22 protein-coding genes and 1 riboswitch are annotated in these 20,705 nt (G+C 37.6%); all 22 genes read left to right on the forward strand.

Going from position 1 to position 20,705, the window contains the following annotated elements; translation table 11 throughout:
• The first annotated feature begins 2 nt into the window (after positions 1-2).
• Positions 3-527, forward strand: coding sequence for a hypothetical protein (locus TSYNT_RS10810; protein WP_059033939.1), 525 nt, complete (start codon positions 3-5; stop codon positions 525-527).
• Positions 524-1,381 carry an NAD(+)/NADH kinase gene (locus tag TSYNT_RS10815; RefSeq protein WP_059033940.1) on the forward strand — a complete coding sequence of 286 codons (858 nt, stop codon included), beginning with the start codon at positions 524-526 and terminating at the stop codon, positions 1,379-1,381. The genes TSYNT_RS10810 and TSYNT_RS10815 overlap by 4 nt, the downstream gene beginning before the upstream one ends.
• Positions 1,382-1,419: 38 nt before the next feature.
• Positions 1,420-1,869, forward strand: coding sequence for an arginine repressor (locus TSYNT_RS10820; RefSeq protein ID WP_059033942.1), 450 nt, complete (start codon positions 1,420-1,422; stop codon positions 1,867-1,869).
• A 10-nt stretch (positions 1,870-1,879) separates the two neighbouring features.
• Entirely contained in the window at positions 1,880-3,604 is a 1,725-nt protein-coding gene (gene recN, locus TSYNT_RS10825; protein WP_059033944.1) for a DNA repair protein RecN, read from the forward strand.
• A 17-nt stretch (positions 3,605-3,621) separates the two neighbouring features.
• Positions 3,622-4,161, forward strand: coding sequence for an NUDIX hydrolase (locus TSYNT_RS10830; protein ID WP_059033946.1), 540 nt, complete (start codon positions 3,622-3,624; stop codon positions 4,159-4,161).
• Position 4,162: 1 nt separating this feature from the next.
• The gene (locus TSYNT_RS10835; RefSeq protein WP_059033948.1) at positions 4,163-5,350 is read left to right on the forward strand and encodes an endonuclease Q family protein; all 1,188 of its coding nucleotides are present in this window, start codon (positions 4,163-4,165) and stop codon (positions 5,348-5,350) included.
• On the forward strand, positions 5,335-6,222 hold the full coding sequence (gene xerD / locus TSYNT_RS10840; RefSeq protein WP_059033949.1) for a site-specific tyrosine recombinase XerD: 888 nt from the start codon (positions 5,335-5,337) through the stop codon (positions 6,220-6,222). The genes TSYNT_RS10835 and xerD overlap by 16 nt, the downstream gene beginning before the upstream one ends.
• Positions 6,223-6,366: 144 nt before the next feature.
• Positions 6,367-6,556: riboswitch (Lysine riboswitch) on the forward strand.
• An 80-nt stretch (positions 6,557-6,636) separates the two neighbouring features.
• Positions 6,637-7,971 (forward strand): diaminopimelate decarboxylase, encoded by a 1,335-nt coding sequence (lysA, locus tag TSYNT_RS10845; protein ID WP_059033951.1) that lies wholly within the window; start codon positions 6,637-6,639, stop codon positions 7,969-7,971.
• 232 nt (positions 7,972-8,203) lie between these two features.
• On the forward strand, positions 8,204-8,827 hold the full coding sequence (locus tag TSYNT_RS10850; protein ID WP_059034344.1) for a site-2 protease family protein: 624 nt from the start codon (positions 8,204-8,206) through the stop codon (positions 8,825-8,827).
• A gap of 31 nt (positions 8,828-8,858) precedes the next feature.
• Complete coding sequence (gene trpS / locus TSYNT_RS10855) at positions 8,859-9,845, forward strand: tryptophan--tRNA ligase (protein WP_059033954.1); 987 nt, start codon at positions 8,859-8,861, stop codon at positions 9,843-9,845.
• A gap of 19 nt (positions 9,846-9,864) precedes the next feature.
• Positions 9,865-10,632, forward strand: a complete 768-nt coding sequence (locus TSYNT_RS10860) for a segregation and condensation protein A (protein ID WP_059033955.1) — start codon at positions 9,865-9,867, stop codon at positions 10,630-10,632.
• Positions 10,619-11,164 carry an SMC-Scp complex subunit ScpB gene (gene scpB, locus TSYNT_RS10865; protein ID WP_059033957.1) on the forward strand — a complete coding sequence of 182 codons (546 nt, stop codon included), beginning with the start codon at positions 10,619-10,621 and terminating at the stop codon, positions 11,162-11,164. Before TSYNT_RS10860 ends, scpB begins: the two co-directional genes overlap by 14 nt.
• Positions 11,165-11,243: 79 nt before the next feature.
• A complete protein-coding gene (locus TSYNT_RS10870) occupies positions 11,244-11,666 on the forward strand; it encodes a DUF6917 domain-containing protein (protein ID WP_059033959.1) in 423 nt (140 codons plus the stop codon).
• 43 nt (positions 11,667-11,709) lie between these two features.
• Positions 11,710-12,168, forward strand: coding sequence for a RidA family protein (locus TSYNT_RS10875; protein ID WP_059033962.1), 459 nt, complete (start codon positions 11,710-11,712; stop codon positions 12,166-12,168).
• An 18-nt stretch (positions 12,169-12,186) separates the two neighbouring features.
• Positions 12,187-13,653, forward strand: coding sequence for a hypothetical protein (locus TSYNT_RS10880; protein WP_059033965.1), 1,467 nt, complete (start codon positions 12,187-12,189; stop codon positions 13,651-13,653).
• 95 nt (positions 13,654-13,748) lie between these two features.
• On the forward strand, positions 13,749-15,032 hold the full coding sequence (locus TSYNT_RS10885) for an FAD-dependent oxidoreductase (RefSeq protein ID WP_059033967.1): 1,284 nt from the start codon (positions 13,749-13,751) through the stop codon (positions 15,030-15,032).
• 160 nt (positions 15,033-15,192) lie between these two features.
• Positions 15,193-15,954 carry an FCD domain-containing protein gene (locus TSYNT_RS10890; RefSeq protein WP_059033969.1) on the forward strand — a complete coding sequence of 254 codons (762 nt, stop codon included), beginning with the start codon at positions 15,193-15,195 and terminating at the stop codon, positions 15,952-15,954.
• 24 nt (positions 15,955-15,978) lie between these two features.
• Positions 15,979-16,212, forward strand: coding sequence for a hypothetical protein (locus TSYNT_RS10895; protein WP_059033971.1), 234 nt, complete (start codon positions 15,979-15,981; stop codon positions 16,210-16,212).
• A gap of 15 nt (positions 16,213-16,227) precedes the next feature.
• Positions 16,228-18,051 carry a cobalamin B12-binding domain-containing protein gene (locus TSYNT_RS10900; RefSeq protein WP_059033973.1) on the forward strand — a complete coding sequence of 608 codons (1,824 nt, stop codon included), beginning with the start codon at positions 16,228-16,230 and terminating at the stop codon, positions 18,049-18,051.
• 28 nt (positions 18,052-18,079) lie between these two features.
• A complete protein-coding gene (gene kamB, locus TSYNT_RS10905; protein ID WP_059033975.1) occupies positions 18,080-19,168 on the forward strand; it encodes a lysine 5,6-aminomutase reactivase subunit KamB in 1,089 nt (362 codons plus the stop codon).
• A gap of 36 nt (positions 19,169-19,204) precedes the next feature.
• Entirely contained in the window at positions 19,205-19,876 is a 672-nt protein-coding gene (locus tag TSYNT_RS10910) for an NAD(P)-binding domain-containing protein (protein WP_059033978.1), read from the forward strand.
• A 76-nt stretch (positions 19,877-19,952) separates the two neighbouring features.
• Positions 19,953-20,702: a pseudouridine synthase gene (locus TSYNT_RS10915; RefSeq protein ID WP_059033981.1), complete on the forward strand. Its 750-nt coding sequence runs from the start codon at positions 19,953-19,955 to the stop codon at positions 20,700-20,702.
• Positions 20,703-20,705: the final 3 nt, after the last annotated feature.

Here is a 20,705-nt window from a genome sequence, read left to right on the forward strand (position 1 = left end):
AAATGGATTATATTTTTTTGTTAATGGCAGGTACTATATTCGGCGCAATTATAACCGTTAATATTTTAAGATTTTTAAAGAACCGCAGCTTGCGGAAAAAGATGGAAAAAGCGCGAAAAAGCGAATTTAAAGCTATTGAATTTGTTGAGAGCAAAGGTTTTGAAATAGTTGATTTACAAAGTGAAAGAGAATATATACTTTCTGTCGATGGCAAGCCTCATAAAATTACAGTAAGAGCAGATATGATAATAAAAAAAAGTAATAAGATATATATTGCCGAAGTAAAATCCGGTAAAAAAGTTACATCACCTAAACACAGCGGAACAAGGAGACAGCTGCTAGAGTATTTTATGGTATATAGACCGCATGGGTTAATTTTAATTGATATGGAAAGAAAAAAGATTCGTACAGTGGAATATTCTATATTGCAAGTAAAAAACAGCGGTCTCTCTTATATAAAGCGCTTAATATTTTACTTTATTTTGCTTCTTGCAGGTTTTATTATTGGTTTCTTGGCTAGGGGATGATACAATTGACAACACTTGGTTTATATCCTAATGTAAATAAAAAAAATTTAACTAAATTGGTAAGTGGATTGATAAATTGGCTTGAGAGTAGAGGCTATTCAGTAGTACTACCCAAGGATATTGCTGATGTTCTGAGCATATCAGAACATTCCATAGAAACTGAAGACTTTTTTCAAAGAATCGATATTGCCGTAACCTTAGGAGGGGATGGTACCCTCTTAAATGTTGCAAGGCATGTGGCACCATATAAAATACCAATACTGGGAATAAACTTAGGCCATGTGGGCTTTCTAACAGAAATAGAGCTTGCAGATTTATATACTGATCTTGAACGATTCAGCAAAAACTCTTACACTATAGATTATCGGATGATGCTAGAGACACAGGTTGTGCGAGACGGAGAAGTGCTGGAAAAATTTCTAGCTTTAAATGATGCGGTAGTGACAAAAGGTCCTTTTGCAAGATTGATTCGCCTTAAAACATATGCAAATGAGGAATACATAGATACATATCCGGCAGATGGCCTGATTATTGCAACCCCTACGGGCTCTACTGCGTATTCTCTTTCGGCCGGCGGGCCGATAATCCACCCAAATATGAATCTGCTGTTGCTTACACCGATTTGTCCCCATACACTTCGCAGCCGTTCAATCGTAGTATCAGAGAATGATGTTATAAAAGTAAAGCTTCTGGCGGATCATCCGGAAATTATGCTCACCGTCGATGGCCAGCAAGGATACAAGCTGCTTCCTGGTGATCAAATTATAATAAAAAAGTCGAATTTTTTAACTCGCTTAATCCGTTTGAAGGAAAGAAGTTTTTATGATGTCCTCAGAAAAAAGTTGAGCGAGTAATTACATAAATACCATAAAACATCCACGGAGGTGCATTAATGAAACAAAAAAGGCACTTCAAAATTCGTGAAATTATAAAAGAAAAACCAATAGAAACTCAAGAAGAACTAGCAGCTGAATTGAGAAAAGCAGGCTTTGACGTCACCCAGGCAACAGTATCTAGGGATATTAAAGAACTAAAACTTATAAAAGTTTTAAAAGATAACGGACGTTACTGCTACGCGGAAGCACCTGAAAATATGTCAGTTTCATCGGACAGGTTGCTTAAAATTTTTAAAGAATCCATAACAAATTTTGCTTCGGCAGGCAACCTTATAGTAATAAAAACTTCTTCAGGGACTGCTCCGGCTGTGGGAGAAGCTATTGACGGTCTTAATTGGCCTGAAATACTGGGAACCATAGCTGGAGACAACACCATTTTAGTTATAGCAAAATCTAAAAAGGCTGTTGATGACATTTTAAATAAATTCGAAGAGATTATGAAATAGGAGGCATGACATGCTCCTTAACCTCTCTATTCGAGACTATGCGTTAATTGATAATTTGTCTATTTCTTTTGGTCCCGGATTAAATATTTTAACTGGAGAAACAGGTGCGGGGAAATCTATAATTATAGATGCGGTAAATCTTATCATTGGAGAGAGAGCTTCTACGGATTTTATCCGAACCGGAAGTGAAAGCGCAAGTGTAGAAGCAGTTTTTGATTACAAAAACCCTGCCATTGAAGATATTTTAACAGAATATGGCATAGACGCGGAAGACGATACTCTGATAATCAGCAGAGAGGTAAACAAAGAAGGGCGCAGTTTCGCTCGCGTAAATGGCAGGCTTGTTCCTGTTGGCGTGTTAAAAAAAATAGGAAAACTATTAATTGATATTCATGGACAGCACGAACATCAAGCACTACTGGATAGTAAAAACCATCTTAATATTTTAGATTCTCTCGGCTCGAAAATTATATCAGACTCCAAGGAAAAAGTAAGCGAACTTTATAAAAAGTATCGACAAATAAACAGCAGAATCAGCACACTTGAAAAAAAATATCTGGATTTTTCAAAGCAACAAGAAATACTTAAGTTCGAGATTGACGAGCTAGATAAGGCTCAACTATTACCTGATGAAGATATATTACTAGAAGAAGAAAAAAAAGTCATCGAAAATGCTGAAAAAATATTTAGTGCTTTAGAATTTGCTTACACAACTTTGTATCAAAACTATGAAATACCTTCCATAAACGACAATTTGAGCAAAGTTATCGATTCTCTTGAGGATATCAAGGGGTTCTATAAACCGATTGAAAATATTTTAGAATCGTTGAAAAATATTTTATATGAGTTAGAAGATATCTCGTTTACAATAAGAGAACTCAAGGATTCAGTAGATTTCGACGCTGAAAAACTCAATACAATCAATGAAAGATTAGAATTGATAAACAGGCTTAAGTTAAAATATGGGAAAACAATACCGGAGCTGTTAGATTATAAAGCTAATGCTATTGCGGAATTAGATAACGTTATAAATACAGAGGATGAAATCAAAGAACTGAAGATTGAATATGAACAGATAAAAAAATCCTTAGCTGAAAACGCCCTGGAGCTTAGCGAAAAGCGAAAAGTAGTGGCAGAAAAACTAGAGCAAGACATTTTAAAGGAATTAAGCGATTTAGGGATGAAAAATGTCAATTTTAAAGTCCATATGGGGTTAACCGAGGATCCAAAGGGCATAGAAATTGATGACAAAAAGATTTCTGTGTCAGAAGATGGAATTGATAATGTAGAATTTCTAATCTCCACAAATTACGGAGAGCCGTTAAAGCCACTTGCCAAGATTATTTCAGGGGGAGAATCTTCTCGTATTATGTTAGCTTTAAAGAGCATAATAGCAGAAGTTGACAATATTTCCTGCATGATTTTTGATGAAATTGATGCGGGAATTGGTGGTAGAACCGCCCAGGCTGTGGGAGAAAAACTTTCTAAGATAAGCAGAACTCATCAAATTCTCTGCGTAACTCACTCACCACAGATTGCAAGTTTAGGTGATACTCATTTTCTAATTAAAAAGGAAAGCACAGGAGATACTACGGTTACCAAGGTTTATAAGATAGATGGAGATAAGCGTGTAGATGAACTGGCTCGAATGCTTGGCGGCGCTAAAATTACAGACAATACTATTGCTCATGCTAAGGAAATGCTAGCCATGGCTAAAAAGATAAAAGGAAATTAATAAATAGGAGAACAAAAATGGATTTTTATGAAACTACTTTAAACTCAAAAAATATTTTTTCCGGTCGCTTTATAAAGCTTCGCGTAGATGAGGTTATGCTTCCGAATGGGAGAAAATCTACAAGAGAGATAGTAGAACATCCCGGTGCTGTTGCGATAGTTGCAATAGATAACAACAATAATGTACTAATGGTAAGACAGTATAGAAAGGCTATCGAAAAAGTTTTACTAGAAATACCTGCCGGAAAGCTAGAAGAAGGGGAGTCAAAAGAAGAATGTGCAGTAAGAGAGCTTATGGAGGAAACTGGCTATTTTCCAAAGGCCATTAAATACGTTATAAGTTTTTATACCTCTCCCGGTTTTTCTAATGAGATAATTCATCTGTTTTTGGCTACTGACTTGGAAAAGAAAAGTTTAGAAGCCGATTTTGATGAGTATCTTCAAGCAGAAGCCATACCTTTAGAAGAGGCTGTTGAAAAAATATCTAACGGCCAGATTACCGACGGAAAAACAATTACCGGATTACTCCTTGCAAGATCTATCATTGGTGATAATTAAAATGGAATACTTTGCAGATTTACATGTCCACATTGGACGAGCAAAAAATAAACCAATTAAGATTACAGCTTCTCGCAGTTTAACTTTACAAAATATTTACGATTATTGTATTAACAATAAAGGCATCGATATTGTAGGGGTAGTAGATTGTGCTTCCCCATATGTTCTCGATGAAATAGCTGAGCAGGTAGAGTGTGGTCTGCTGACTATTTTGCCTGGCGGAGGTTTAAGATATAAAAACAAGCTTACAGTTATTTTGGGAGCAGAAATTGAAACTACTGAAAAACAAGGTGCGGCGCACAGCATTGCTTTTTTCCCATATTATGAACAAATCAAAGAATTTTCAAAGGTTCTTTCCAAATACATTACAAATATAACTTTAAGTTGCCAAAAAGCGAAACTTTCAGCAGATAATCTAGCTGAAATTGTATACGAACTTGGCGGCAAGCTAATCCCAGCTCACGCTTTTACGCCATTTAAAAGTTTTTATGGTAGCTGTTATGACAGGCTTTCTCTAGCTTTTGAAAAACATTTCAATAGCATTGCAGCAGTAGAATTGGGGCTGAGTGCGGACACAGATTTTGCCGATACTATAGATGAACTATCAGAAAAAACCTTTATAACAAATTCAGATGCCCATTCTTTAGAAAAAATAGCACGAGAATACAACAAGCTTAACTTACAATTTCCCGATTTTGAAAACATTTTTTCTGCAATTAATCGATTAAATGATAATGCTATAATAGCAAATTACGGCCTGAATCCAAAACTGGGCAAGTATCACCGCACTTTTTGCAAAAAATGCAACTATATTGCATCAGAAGAACCACCTATAATAATATGTCCGAAATGCGGCAGCAAAGAAGTAACGCTGGGCGTTTTGGATAGAATAAATATGATATCTGATTTTAAAAATGCAATACATCCTGCTCATAGACCACCTTACTATTATCAGATTCCGCTAGAGTTTATTCCCGGAATAGGGGTAAAAACCATAAAAGAACTGGTTGCAAAGTTCGGGACAGAAATAAACGTATTACAAAATGCAAGTTTTAATCAATTAGCTCAAGTTATTGGGGAAGTCAGAGCAAACAGTATAATAGCTGCGCGAAACCAAAACCTTATTCTAAGAGCGGGTGGTGGTGGCTTGTATGGTAAAGTTGAGGCGACAATATGGAAAACCTTTTAAACGATTTTCTCGAGTATTTATCAGTTGAGAGAGGCCTTGCTAAAAATACAATATCTGCATATAATCAAGACCTGAAAGGCTACATAAGCTATTTAAGAAAAGCGAATATTGAAAGCATTCAAGAGACACAACAATCAAATATCGTATCATATTTACTTTTAATGCAAAAAGATGGCAAGGCCGGTAGCACTATATCTAGAACCTGTGCTGCTATAAAATCATTTTACAAGTTTTTGTTTAGAGAGCACATTATTAGCAGTAACCCTGCTGATAATTTAAATACTCCGAAACTCGAGCACAGACTGCCTAAAGTGTTAAGTGCGGAAGAAATTAAGACATTATTTTGCCAGCCTGATATGTCAAATCCGTTAGGCATAAGGGATAGAAGTATGCTCGAACTTTTGTACGCGACAGGCATGAGAATCTCAGAACTACTTTCGCTGTCGACAGATAGTATAAATTTAGAAACCGGTTTTTTACGCTGCATAGGAAAAGGATCTAAAGAACGAATAGTGCCAATAAATTCCTCTGCTATAAAATATTTAAAACTTTATCTTAATGATGCAAGAGAAAAAATATTAAATGGCAGGGAAAGCAAAGTATTATACTTAAACCGTTTAGGTAAACCCATGACTCGTCAGGGTTTTTGGAAAATATTAAAAAAATATTCTAAAAAGGCCGGCATAACAAAAAAGATAACTCCTCATTTATTTAGGCATTCTTTTGCTACTCATTTACTTGAAAATGGAGCTGACCTGCGTTCTGTCCAAGAAATGCTGGGTCATGCTGATATATCTACGACACAAGTATATACTCACATAACACGAAATAAAATTAAAGAAGTATATGACAAAACTCATCCGAGGGCGTAGTATAAGCTATTACTTTGAAGCTGATTAAAATTAAACCAAAAATTGCATTTAGCTTTTTGCGATTCGATTTAAAAAAGTCCTTGACACTTATACTTACTTATGGTATAGTTATAAAAAATTAAATATGTACCTCATCTCAGAAAGAGTTGAGGTAGAGGTGCGATAGGTCAAGAGTAAATTTGTGGAGACTTGGGAAAGTCAATTAAACAAATCGAAAGGGACCATCGCCGAAGTGTGGTTTCCCCAAAGCCACGCTGGGCTTATGCCGAATAGGTATAAGACTGTCACCAAAGTTTTAATTTAACTAAGATTTTGGTGAAGCGCTACTTCAGGAAGAGAGAGGTATTTGCCTAAAAAACTAAAACAGTCGGCAAATATCCCGGCTGTTTTTTGTATTAAAAAGGAGGAAATCCTATGTATCATGGACCGTGCAAGATTAATGAACTTGGTCATTTGGAAATAGGTGGGTGCGATGCTGTAGAACTTGCAAAAGAATTTGGAACACCCTTATATGTTATGGACGAAGAATGTATACGTGAAAATTGCCGTTTATATAAGGAAAATTTAAATAGTTTATATAAAAACAGTGATGTGATATATGCCGGAAAAGCTTTTCTTACTGTTGAAATGTGTAAATTAATAGAAGAAGAAGGATTAAGCTTAGATGTGGTATCCGGTGGCGAACTTTACATGGCACTTCAAGCCGATTTTCCTGCAAAAAGAATATACTTCCATGGGAATAATAAATCCTATGATGAACTCGAGATGGCAGTAAGGCATGGGGTAGGACATATAATAGTAGATAATTTCTATGAGTTGGAGCTGCTAAGAGATATTACCAGTAAACTTTCAGGCAGAAAAGTAAAAATACTTCTTCGCCTCACGCCCGGAATCGAGGCACATACTCATGATTATATAAAGACAGGTCAAATTGATTCCAAATTTGGCTTTGGTTTAGAAAATGGACATGCTTTTATGGCCATAGAAAATGCACTAAGCATTAAAAATGTAAAATTGATGGGATTCCACTGCCATATAGGCTCACAAATATTTGAAAAAGAGCCCTTTAGAGAAGCAGCTGATATAATGGTGCATTTTGCAAAGATGGTTGAAGAAAAATATGGATTTAAGACCCAAGAAATAGATTTTGGCGGTGGATTCGGTGTAAGATACACAGAAGAAGATAAGCCTTTAGAAGTAAGAGACTATCTTGAAACTCTTGTTGAATCGGTTATAGAATCCTGTGAAAAATATAATCTATCCGCACCTAAGATATTAATAGAACCGGGAAGAGCGATAGTTGGAGAAGCCGGCGTCACTTTATATACTATAGGCGCCATAAAGAATATCCCAGGAATTAGAAAATATGTCAGTGTAGATGGCGGAATGAGTGATAATATACGACCTGCCCTTTATAATGCAAAGTACTCAGCTGCTATTGCAAATAAAGCAAAATGGCCGGCCGAGGAAACTGTTTCTATTGCCGGAAAATGTTGCGAATCTGGCGACATGTTAATTTGGGACATAGATTTGCCTAAAATTGCTCCCGGCGATATATTAGCTGTCTTTACAACAGGTGCATATCACTATTCTATGGCAAGCAATTATAATATGCTGCCAAGACCTGCTGTAATTTTTGTAAGGAACAAAACAGCGCGGCTGGTTGTGCGCAGACAAACATATGAGGATTTACTAAGTTATGATATTTCGCTGCCTAGCGCAGCTAAAGCGTTTTCTGCAAGTGTTTAGATAAATTATCGATTCTTAAAAAGTGTGCTCATGCACACTTTTTTCGTTTACCTGTTTTTCTTGCTTTTATCTTTATATTTTTTTATAATTAGGTTTAAGGCTCGCAACTTATATTTTAAATATATCGTAGGCTACTACAATATATTTTATCTTAATTGCAGTAGCAGTATATTGTTTGATATAATGTGTCTAAAGCAATAAAATATAATAAGAAAGGCGATAATTGATTGTTATGACAAATTTTTTAGGACCCGAGATGCTACTTAGAATTCCAGCTTTATTGCTTGCAATAACTTTTCATGAATATGCCCATGCAAGAGTCTCGTACTCTTTAGGTGATCCGACGCCTAAATGGCAGGGAAGACTATCACTAAACCCGCTGGCTCACTTAGATCCGATAGGCCTCTTAATGTTATGGCTTTTTAAATTTGGGTGGGCTAAGCCTGTTGAGATAAATCCTAATTATTATAAGGAACCTAAAAAAGGCATGATGTTAGTTTCTGTAGCAGGTCCAATTGCAAATCTCTTATTGGCGTTTGCCAGTATGGTGATACTAAAATTGGATATCCTTCATAATGGCATTCTGGAAAATTTCATTTATATCTTGTTTATTTATAATCTTACGCTTGCTGTTTTTAATATAATTCCAATCCCACCCTTGGACGGTTCAAAGATACTTATGGGAGTATTGCCGGCGAAATACGCATATGAGTTTTCACAAATAGAAAGTTATGGCCCCTTTATCTTAATCATCCTAATATATCTTAACTTGTTAGACGTAATTTTAAATCCTTTAATGATATTTGTAAGCAATGGTCTGTCTATTTTATCAGACCTAATACTATTGCGGTTTTAGTAGTTAAATTCCAAATCAGGAGGCATATTTTATGGATAAAAATGTAGTGATGAGTGGGATGAGACCTACCGGGCGCTTACACATAGGAAATATGATGGGTGCCCTTACTAATTGGGTAAAATTGCAGAATGAATATGATTGCTTTTTTGTTGTCGTAGATTGGCATGCGCTTACTACTGAGTATAAAAATACACAGGATATAAAGGAAAACATCCGGCAGATGGTAATCGACTGGATAAGCGTCGGCCTTGACCCTGAAAAATGTAATATTTTTGTTCAATCCCAAGTAAAACAACATGCTGAACTACACCTTTTGCTCTCTATGATAACACCGCTGTCTTGGCTGGAAAGATGTCCGACCTATAAAGAGCAGTTAAAGCAACTGGAAACCCGAGAAATAAATACTTATGGGTTCTTAGGATATCCTGTGCTTATGGCAACAGACATTTTAATTTACAAAGCAAATAAGGTGCCCGTTGGAAAGGACCAGGAAGCACATGTTGAATTATGCCGGGAAATTGCACGAAGGTTCAATTACCTTTATGAGCCGGTGTTTCCTGAACCCGAGGCGCTTTATACTGAATTTATGGTGCTTCCCGGTATAGACGGTAGAAAAATGAGTAAGAGTTATGACAATTATATAGAAATCTCTGCAAGTCCTGATGTAATAAGAGAAAAGGTCAAAATGATGATTACTGACCCTGCAAGGATTCGCAAAAATGACCCGGGTCATCCGGATGTCTGCAATGTATTTGCATTTCATACAGTATTTAATGAACCTGCAAAAGTACAAGAGCTGAAGGAAGCTTGCCAAAAGGGGCAAATCGGATGCGTAGAATGCAAGAAGAACTTGGCCGACTTAATGGTTGCCAGGATGGAGCCGATCCATCAAAAGAGAAAAATGTTGGAGCAGAACCCTAAAATAATTGATGAAATTTTAAATACAGGGGCAAAAAATGCACGAGTAGTAGCTGAAAAAACCTTGGAAGAAGTCAGAGATGCTATGAAAATGCTATAAAATTTAATAGGTGGAGACTATGGCTTTAAATGTTAAAACAGAAGTTTTTGAAGGGCCATTTGATGTTCTTTTTCATTTGATAGAAAAAAATAGAATAGATATTTACGATATACCTATAGCAGATTTAACTGAGCAATATTTAGAGTTTATAAAGGATATGGATAGGGACAAGCTTGATTCGGCCAGCGAATTTTTGGTAATGGCAGCAACGCTTCTCAGTATTAAATCAAAAATGATTCTACCATTACAGACTCAAAATAAAGGCATCGATGCGATAAGTGCCGATGAGGCGGCCGAATCAGCTGACCCAAGGGAAGATTTAGTCAACAGGCTAGTTGAATACAAACAGTTTAAGGAGATATCGGCTGCCTTAAAATCTGCAGAAAAAGAACAAAGGCTTGTAATGAAAAAATCTCCGGAAGATTTATCGCCTATCTTTAAGGATAATTTTTCAATGCCTGATATTAGTTTAAATGAATTAAAATCAAAATTCCTTTTAGTTGCTCAAAAAAACAAACGCGGCGAGGAAAAGATTACAAGAATATCAAAAGACCCACTGCCTGTTTCGCGCAAAATATCAGAAATCTACAGAATTCTAAAACGTGTAAAATCTAGAATATATTTTGATGCCTCATTTTACAAAAATGCAGCAAAGACTGAAATCGTAGTAACGTTCTTGGCTATTTTAGAGTTAGTAAGAATGAACCGTATTTTAGCTATTCAAAATAGGCAATTCGACAAAGTTGTTGTAAGATACAGGGAGGATAAAACTAATGAATATCGATGAAGCCATGGGCATAATCGAAGGTATCTTATTTGCTTCAGGAGATCCTGTGAGCATGAAAGACATAGTCAAAGCGACAGATCTGACTGAAGAGGATATAATGAAATGCGTCAATCGCTTAGAGCAAATTTATAGCAAATCCTCTCATGGCATTACAATTTCTAAGGTTGGCGAAAACTTAAGACTTACAACAAAGCCAGAGATATTTCCATATTTAGAGGCTGTATTTGCGCCAAAAGCAAAGGCTCAGCTTTCTGAAGCAGCACTGGAGACTCTGGCTATTATAATGTTTAAGCAGCCTATAACACGAGCTGAAATAGAAGCTATAAGAGGTGTAAATACAGAAAAGGCTCTTGTAACCTTACAGGAGCGGAACCTTATATTTGAAAAAGATAGACTAAATGTTCCGGGAAGACCTATACTCTACGCAACAACTGATTATTGCATGGAGTACTTTGGCTTGGAAAGTATAGATGATGTAAAAAAAGCAGTTGAAAATACTTTGCAAAAAAAAAGAATAAAAAATTTAATTTAAAAGAAGGATTTTCCGAAATAATGTCGAATCTATATAATATAGAATAGCTCATCAATGATGAGGAGGTTAAAATTAAAAAATGGGAGATCCTTATAAGGATAAAATGTTTAAGTCAAATCCATATGCCAAGAAAAAACCCTTAAAGGGAAATCTTGTTGTGGTGCTAGACGGAAAATATGAAAACCGCGGCCTAAATCTTATTCAACAGCCATCAAGATGTCTTGCCGCAAATGACGTGCATGAAATGATTTTAACAGATGAAGACAAGAAACCCGGAGAAGTAGTAAATAAAATTGCATACATAGGTTTTTTTGCCGTTAAGGAAAGTGCAGTCATTGTTGCAGGTGACGAAGTTAAAATTAACGGAGAGATCATCGGGAAGATTGCAGGATTTGATGAGACGCACATGCCTAACCATTACAATATCGTAATATATGGCAAGGATCGCATTTCCGGAAATGAAAGAAATCTTAACCTTGATGATGAAGTTATCATTGGTTAGTTTTTAACAACATTGTTTTAATCTTTGAAAGGAGGTGTATTGAATGTCTTTTGAAAAAAAATTGCAGGAAATGGGAATTACCTTACCTGAGCCACCGAAACCCGTAGCAGCATATGTTCCCGGCGTTAAAGTCGACAAATATATTTATACTGCCGGCCAGATACCTTTTGTAGGCGGCGAACTGAAGTACAAGGGCAAAGCTGGTAAAGAGGTATCGGTTGAAGAAGCTTATGAAGCGGCAAAGATATGTGCATTAAACTGCCTAAGTATTGTTAAGTCTTTGGCAGGCAGCCTTGATAATGTGGAAAAAGTAGTTAAAGTAGTTGGGTTTGTAAATAGTGCAGATGGATTCAACCAGCAGCCAAAAGTTATAAACGGTGCTTCTGAATTGATAGGCGAGATTTTCGGAGAAGCAGGAGCTCATGCTCGTTCAGCTGTTGGCGTAAATCAGCTCCCTATGGATGCTACTTGCGAAGTTGAGCTTATAGTAAAGTTAAAATAATTTTTAGGAGGATTTAGAATGGCTAAATTTACAAAGAAATTTGAGATGTATAAATCTTTACAGGCAAATATCCAAAATATTTACGCCGATGCTAGAAAAGCAGCTGACGAAATAGGCATTCCTGCAGAACTAAGAGGAAAGTTTGGGCTTACAGGTGCTGTTTCAGGATGCCCCAGTCCTTTGACAAAAAAAGTAAGAGAAGCAATGGACAAAGGTGCAACCGAAGTTATTCCTTTGGCTACATTGGTAGATCAAATAAGAGGCTTAGTTAAAGATGTATATGGTGATGATTATGACGCAGCGCCTATAAATACTTGTGAAGCCGGACTGTGGGTTACATTTGACGCATTATTTACTACTCCTATGCAAGGCCGCGGCGATGGTTATCAAGCCCGCTACATCATTCCTTATGAGAAACATTTACACCACCATGGTGGATACGGAAGACCTTTCCCCGGCAGATTTAAAGATATTTTAGCAGACAGAGGCGCAACCGCCGGTGAACTAGGCTTTTACGGAAAAAGACAAAATAATCTAAGTGTATACATCGCACCTTTGGTAGGTGCAGATTACTCAGTGCATGGCATTAAGTATCATCCCGCAATTCAGCTTACAAAGGTTGATCCTGAAGCTTCCGCTAAGAAGATTAAGACGATAGCTGAAAGACAGGCTTCAATGCTTACAGGTATCACATCTCTTGCATATGATACTCCGGGCTATGGATATGGCGTAAAAGATAGCGACGGTGTGCCTGTGCTCCAGAAGCGTTTGGCAGAGATAGCCAAAGATTTTGATGTGCCATATGTAGTCGATAATGCATGGGGAGTTCCGTTTATTGGTCATGATATCAGAAAGAGCGGCGCTGATGTAATTATCTACAGTATGGATAAGGCAAGCGAATCACCAACAGGCGGCCTTATCATAGGTAAGGAAGAGTTTATGGTACCTATTCGCAGAGCTCTTGGTATGCACGGTGACAGATATGGAACCACAGCATCATATGGCAAAGCAGCATATGTTACAAATGATCCTGGCAAAGAAGCAATGTTGGGCATGATAGCTGCACTAAAAGAAATAATAGATAATCCGGACGAGCTAAAGAAACCGGTAGACGATATGTACAAGATAGTTAAAGAAGAATTTGACCAGATACATCCTAAGATTCGTAAAGGCTTAATAATATCAAAATCCTACAATTCAAGAGCAATTGAAGTCAACTACGAAAATACTTGGAATGACGGCGAGCTTGGACTGCCGATATTCTCAATAGAAGATATGTATGCCGGCACTCAACTGCTGCAGACAGGTCTTTCTCAGATGGGCGTAATTCCTACAGTTGCATATGATGCCAATATAATGATTTCTCCCGGCCTTGGAACAACCGATGAGAAGGGTCAAATTATTGAGAGCAACTTCAGATATGCTGTAAAAGCCCAGGTTAAGCTCATGGAGATCGTTGCAAAATACAGCGGTTTCATCGACTAATTTAAAAAGAAGTAAAACTTTAAAGGTAATGCTAAATTTTTAGCATTACCTTTAAAGGCTAAATAATTTTTTATAAATAAGGGAGGTTTGTAAGTATGCCAAAAGTAGTTGTTATTGGTGGTGGCTGGTCTGGTTCAGGTGCTGCTTTGGCAGCAAAAAAAGCAGGTGCTGATGTAGTGCTTCTTGAAAGAGCTGATATGCTCTTAGGCACTGGCCTTGTGGGCGGAATCATGAGAAATAATGGAAGATATACAGCAGCTGAAGAAATGATAGCAATGGGCGGCGGCGAACTGTTCCAGTTGATGGACAAGGTTTCTCGACATAGAAATATTGAGTTTCCGGGACACAAGCATGCATCTTTATATGATGTGGCATTAGCCGAACCTGCGGTAAAGAAAGCGCTAATAGATGCCGGTATTGAAGTTCATACCGAAAGCAGGGTAACTGATGTAGAAGCTGACGGCAACAAAATTTTAGCTGTTGTAACTGATGATGGAAGAAAATATGAAGGCGATGTTTTTGTTGAGTGTACAGGTACTGCCGGTCCTCAAGTAAACTGCACAAAATACGGCAATGGCTGTGCCATGTGCATATACAGGTGCCATAGCTACGGAGGAAGAGTCAGTGTTGCAGCTAAAATGGGCGTAAAGGAAATGATGGCAAAGAAGGCCGACGGCACATATGGTGCAATGAGCGGATCGTGTAAACTCTTAAAAGAGTCGCTTTCAAAGGAGATCGTCGACAAGTTAAATAGTACAGGCGTTGCAGTTATACCGGTACCGGAACATGCTAGAGAAGATGCAAAAATCCTTACAAAAAAGGCATGCCAGCAATATGCACTCAATGAATATGTAGAAAATGTAATTTTACTTGACACAGGCCATGCAAAACTAATGACACCTTTCTTCCCCCTTGATAACTTACGGCAAATTCCCGGCTTTGAAAATGCTCGCTACGAGGATCCATATGCAGGAAACCTGGGAAATTCAATAAGATATATGGCAATGTCGCCCAGAGATAATCATCTAAAGACAGAAGGCGTAGAAAATCTCTTCTGCGGCGGAGAAAAAGCAGGACCATTAGTAGGCCATACAGAAGCTATTTGCACAGGCACTTTAGCAGGAGCTAACGCAGTTCGTTGGGCAGTAGGCAAGGAGTTGCTGGAGATCCCGACAGAACTTGCCGTAGGTGATGCCATAGCTTATGTTAAGGAACAAATGAAGACTGAGGAAGGCATATCCAAGAAATATACTTTTTCAGGCTCTGTGTATTTTGAACGGATGAAACAACTGGGTTCTTATACAATAGATATAGATGCAATTAAAGATAGGGTAGAAAAAGCAGGAATGACAAATATTTTCAATCAAAAGATCATATAAAGCTTATAAACCATTATCAACGTTTACTCAACACTAAAGGAGTCATTTTGCATGACTCCTTTATTTTAAAGAATTTGTATTAAATGTAGAAATTAAAGATAAGTAGTGTTATGCTAATAGAAGTAAATTTAATTTTTGCAAAAGCAAGCGGAGGGTTAAAATGCTACACGAAAAGCAGCGATTGCTGTTTTTTATATTAAAAATTATCGATAATTCAAAAGAAACTCCAGTAGGGTCAGGCTATATACGCAATATGCTAAAATTGCAAGGGTTTGACGTAAGTGAAGCCACTATCGGCAGAATGCTAAAAGAAATGGACTTTGAAGGATATACTGAAAAGATTGGATTTAAGGGACGCAATTTAACGCCAAAAGGCAAGGAAAAGCTAGAGGAACTCGAACACGAAAATACAATCAACCGATATGGGAAAGAGTTAATGAAAGCGATAAAAGGAACAGGCAAACAAGAACTTATTGATATGCTTATTGCGCGAAAGGCGATAGAAAGTCAGCTTGCAAAGCTTGCTGCAATGTATGCTACCTATGATGAAATTGAAAAAATGAAAAAGGTTATTGAAAGGCAGCGCGTTCACGTAGAAGAAGGAGTTTCTATAGCTGAAGATGATGTGGAATTTCATAAACTTATAGCCAAGGCTGCAAGAAATAAAGTTTTGGATGCCGCGATGGATCTCATAAGACAGCACGGCCAGCTTTCACCTATGTTAGAGTATATAAGAAAAGAAGTAAAAGGTTCGGTGCTTTTAGAGCATGAAAATATTTTTAAGGCTATTGCCGCAAGAAAACCTGCTCAAGCAGAAAAAGCTATGATACGCCATATTGAAAGACTTGAAAATGATGTTAGAAAGTACTGGGAAAATTTTTATGAGGAAAATAGTCAAACCGGTAATAGCGATATCGTTTAGTAAAAGACGATTAGGAGGGTTAAAATGCCTGATGTTTTAAAAAAAGTTATGGATGCTGTTGATATAGAAACTTATTTAGTATGCAAAGATGAAGATGAGGCAGAAAAACTAACCTTTACTTTAATGGAGCAATTGGGCTTTAAAGATGTATCAATTGTTTTTCTTCAACACCAGGGACCGGGAGCAAGGGTTAGGGCACGGGGATATGTTTATAAGCCCGGTGACCGCTATGGATGGCTTTCGGATGAGACTTGTTAGGGAGGGCAAATCAACATGGAAAATGAATTTGTAAAAAAGAAAGTACTTTTAGCACCCCTTGATCCAGTGCACGATATTGGCCTTAAGATGATAAAAAGAGGATTAGAGAAAAGAGGCCATGAAACTATACTTTTGCCACCAGATTATTCTGCTGAAGAAATAATAAAGACGATAATAGATAAAAATGTTGATGTAGTTCTTGTCAGCCGCACAATTGGTTACGGCGTTGCGGAAATATTAGGAAAATTCATTGACTTAGCTGAAGCTGCAGGAATCAGAGATAAAGTGCGCATAGGCATAGGTGGCATGGCGATACGACCGGAACTTGCTGCAGAACTTGGATTTGATGCCGGCTTTGGTCCCGGTACCACAGTTGAAGAAGCTATTGCTTTTGTGGAAGGAAGGGAATATGTTCCGGCAGAAGGAAAAAATGCAAAGGTTAAAAAAGATATAACAAAAGGATATGACTATGAATTCCACAATAAACGTATTGAGAAATTACTTGACTCAATTGTAGATGCCATCCTTTCTTATGTAAGCGATAAAACCAGTCCCGCCGTTTTAAGGGCGCAAATTAGAAGGCAAATGTTAGAATCTAGCGATGAGAGTGAAATACAGAGTCTCAGAAAGGATTACGCAGCTTTGTGCGATGATACGATAAAATCCTTTTATGAGGCCGGAAAATATCGCCAAAAAACTCGCCCCATGACAGAAGATGAGATAAATTCACTTACAAGATATGTGGATTCGGTAAACGAACGGATGAAACCTCTTAATTTGCAGCACACCGGAAAAAATCCCGTAGTTTTTATTCAATATGGCACAGGGTGTCCCTTCATGGATATTGCTCATATTAAGTCATGTGAAGCATGGGGAGCTGATGGAGCAGTCCATTTTGACCCGTCTTGGGGAGCTAGAGCCGAGGGATTTTTGGAAGGCTATATAACTCATGAAGAAGATGGTTCTGTAATAACATATGAGAACCTTAAAAGCATAAAAAATTCGCTGCTGCCAAGCACACTTTGGCAAGTAAGGGCTCACCGAGGCTTAAATACCCCCGAAACTGTCCTGCTCGCGGGCAAAATTGGCGCTGATCTTACAAAAATAAACATCGCCTACGGATCCCTTGGAGGAGGCACTGACCCTGAACGTTTAACAGTAGATGCAGTAGAAGCCATCAAGTATGCGGCTGAGTTTAATATGCCCTTTGATGTTGTAACAAACGAAGAATTATGTGGCGTTCCGGCTTACAAAGCCTTTGCAGGAATGCTTATAGTATCAAAATTAGGTCTTAGGCTTGGGGGAAAGCCTATTTTACAGCCACTGTTTTGCTATTCGCCGGAAGTTATGATAAGTGGCCAAATGGAAGACAACTATGTAGACTTTAATGCCGCAAAAATTTATTGTCTCAGAAATATCGTTAATGCCCCTATATGGTGCGGCGCTCCCATAGGATTTTTGACTCAAACCGAAGATCGAGTTCAATCATCCTTAATGACTGCACTTCACGCATCTCTTGCTTCTTCACTAGGCGTTGACGGAATTTCCATAGCATCGTCTGACGAAGCATTTTCAGGAGGACCGATTACTGCTCCAGCGAGAATAGACACGCTAAGGGCTACTCAAGCATCTTTTAGATTCTTCGGTCAATCCAATATTATTCCTACAGATAACGCTAAGAAATGGGCGGCAGATATCGAAGAAGGTATAGAAAAAACATTGGAACTTGTGGAAAAAAATGGCAACTTTGTTGATGCTTTGTATAAAGGACTACTAGGAAGCCGCGAAGACGGAGCATATCCCGGCAGAGCCGGAAGAAATTCTGTAACAAAAAAATAATGGTCAAACCACCGGGGGTTATCTGATAATGAGTGTAACAATAGGAATAGCCGGAACTGCAAAAAATACCGGAAAAACAACAACTACAGCGGCGATATTGAACGAGCTTTATAATCAAAAAATAAGTGTCGGGCTAACTAGTATCGGATATGACGGCGAGGAAATTGACAACATTACGAGGCTGCCAAAGCCTCGCCTGTTCGTAAAGAAAGATACTGTTGTTGCTACTGCTAAAAAATGTCTCCAAGCAGGAAGCGCCGGCTATGACATACTAGAAGTCACTGACATCTTGACTCCCTTGGGAAAGGTATGCATTGTAAAAATTACCGCAGAGGGCATGGTGGTTATCGCAGGCCCAAACAAAGGCACCCAATTAAACTATATTAAATATAGAATGATAAATGATTTAAAATGTGAAGTTGTGCTAGTTGACGGGGCATTAAATCGGCTGGCCCCAATGACCGAAACCGACGGTATCATTATTGCAACCGGCGCTTCACGAACCACTAATATTGACGATCTGGTTGATGAAACAAAAGCACTTGCGGAATTATTTAATCTACCTGCTGTATCCAAAGACGAGAGCAAATATCTTTCAAACTTAGACAAAATAGCTCTTATCTTCGACTTTAACAAAGAGCCTGTTCTATTGAAGTATGGTTCGCTTTTTGACAGTAAAATAGCAAGAGATATCTGCAAAAAAACAAAAGAAGAAAACAGAACCGTAAAAATAATTTTTGTACCTGCGCTGATATCGGAAGCAGCTTTAAAAAATCTAAATAAATGTATGTCAGAATCGTGGAATGGCAAAGGTTTAATATTAAAAGATTCTATAAAACTTATAATTGGCGGAAATCCGGAATCCATATTAATGGAAATAAACAAAATAGAAGCTGAGGGCGGAAACGTCAAAATATTAAAAACTATACCATTGCTAGCTATAACAGTAAATCCCTTTTATCCTAAATATTATTCGGCAAGCTGCACCTATGAAGCTGACTATATAAATAGGGAAAAGCTTTTAAAAAGTATGAGGGCATGTATTAATGTTCCTGTAATTGACATAGAATCAGACGGGCCACTGCCCTTGCTTGAAAATATAATAAGCCGCATTTAAGTTAAAAAGTTTAATTCAGCACAGGGAGGATAAATTATGGAAACTGTATCAATTATAGGCGTAGGTCGTATGGGCAGCCTTTTAGCTCATAAAATATCTTATGATTATAATTTAATTTTAATTGACAAAGACTTGAGAAAGTGCGGACTGTTAGCGCAAGAAATAGGCGCTCTAGCAACCGGAGAATATTCAATGCTAAAGCTTTCGGATTATATAATCACAGCTCTTCCTGCTAGTATAATACCGAATGTTTTAGAGGACATCAAGCCTTATCTTTCCGAAAATCAAATACTAATAAACATTTCTACCGATACAGAAAAGGATACCTTTAAACCAATACAAGGATTATGTAAACTTGCATCTGCAAAAATAATAGGTCATGCATTAAACATAGCTACAACAGGTGAACTGCCCTTGGTCTTAATAGATGCAGATGACGAGAATGTGCGCCAAAAAACCGCGGAAATTTTTGCGCACCTTGGATGCACTTGCTACGGAAGTGAGAAAACAGTAAAACTAATCAACAATATCGCAAGCGAAGAAGGAATAAAGGCCGCACTAACTATCGAAGCGCGCCTTAAAGAATTAAACATTCCTCCTGAATATATAAGTTTTGCAATAAGAAACGTAGCTTGTGGAACGATGAACGCGTATGCATTAGGGGAAGCCGGTCCTTTTGTCCAAAAAATTATAGAAAAGCTTAAATAAACTACTCCCGACACTATCCTTAGTAAATACCGAAAGAAGTGATTGTTGATTTTAATCATTTCTTTCGGTATTCTAAATGTACATACATTATTTACAAAGGAGCTGTCATCTATTGCAAGTCAGGCTGCAAAAATATTTATCACAGGCAGGGATTGCCTCAAGAAGAGCGTGCGAAAAGTTAATTCTAGACGGCAGAGTAACTGTTAACGGAAAAATTATAAGAGAACTTGGGACAAAAATCGATCCCGAAGTCGATAAAGTCAGGGTAGATGGAAAAGCATGCCGTCTCGAAAGTAGATTTATCTATATTGCTATGAACAAGCCTGAGGGAGTGATTACTACTGTAAAAGATACCCATGGCAGGCCCACTATTCTCGATTTGCTGCCAAAATTTCCCGAAAGGATTTTTCCGGTAGGTCGCTTAGACAAGGATACAAAGGGTTTGATACTGCTTACAAATGATGGTCAAGCAGCATATAAAATTACTCATCCAAAATTTAATATAACAAAGACATACATTGCTCGTATTAAAGGCATTATCGATAATAAAAAAGTTACCACATTGGAAAAGGGCATTAAATTGGAGGATGGAATTACAGCCCCGGCAAAAATTGATATATTAGATGTTTCAAGAGATTCAACTATTGTAAAAATAAAAATACACGAAGGTAAAAAGCGGCAAATAAGACGCATGTTCGAATCAGTAGGGCATCCGGTGTTAGAGCTTACAAGAACGCATATTGGTAATATATCGCTTTGCGGCCTGCAGCCCGGAAAGTGGCGATATTTATCTCAAGATGAGATAAATTATATTAAAAATTTATAGAAG

This window comes from Tepidanaerobacter syntrophicus, assembly GCF_001485475.2.
In the GTDB taxonomy this organism is placed as follows: domain Bacteria; phylum Bacillota; class Thermosediminibacteria; order Thermosediminibacterales; family Tepidanaerobacteraceae; genus Tepidanaerobacter; species Tepidanaerobacter syntrophicus.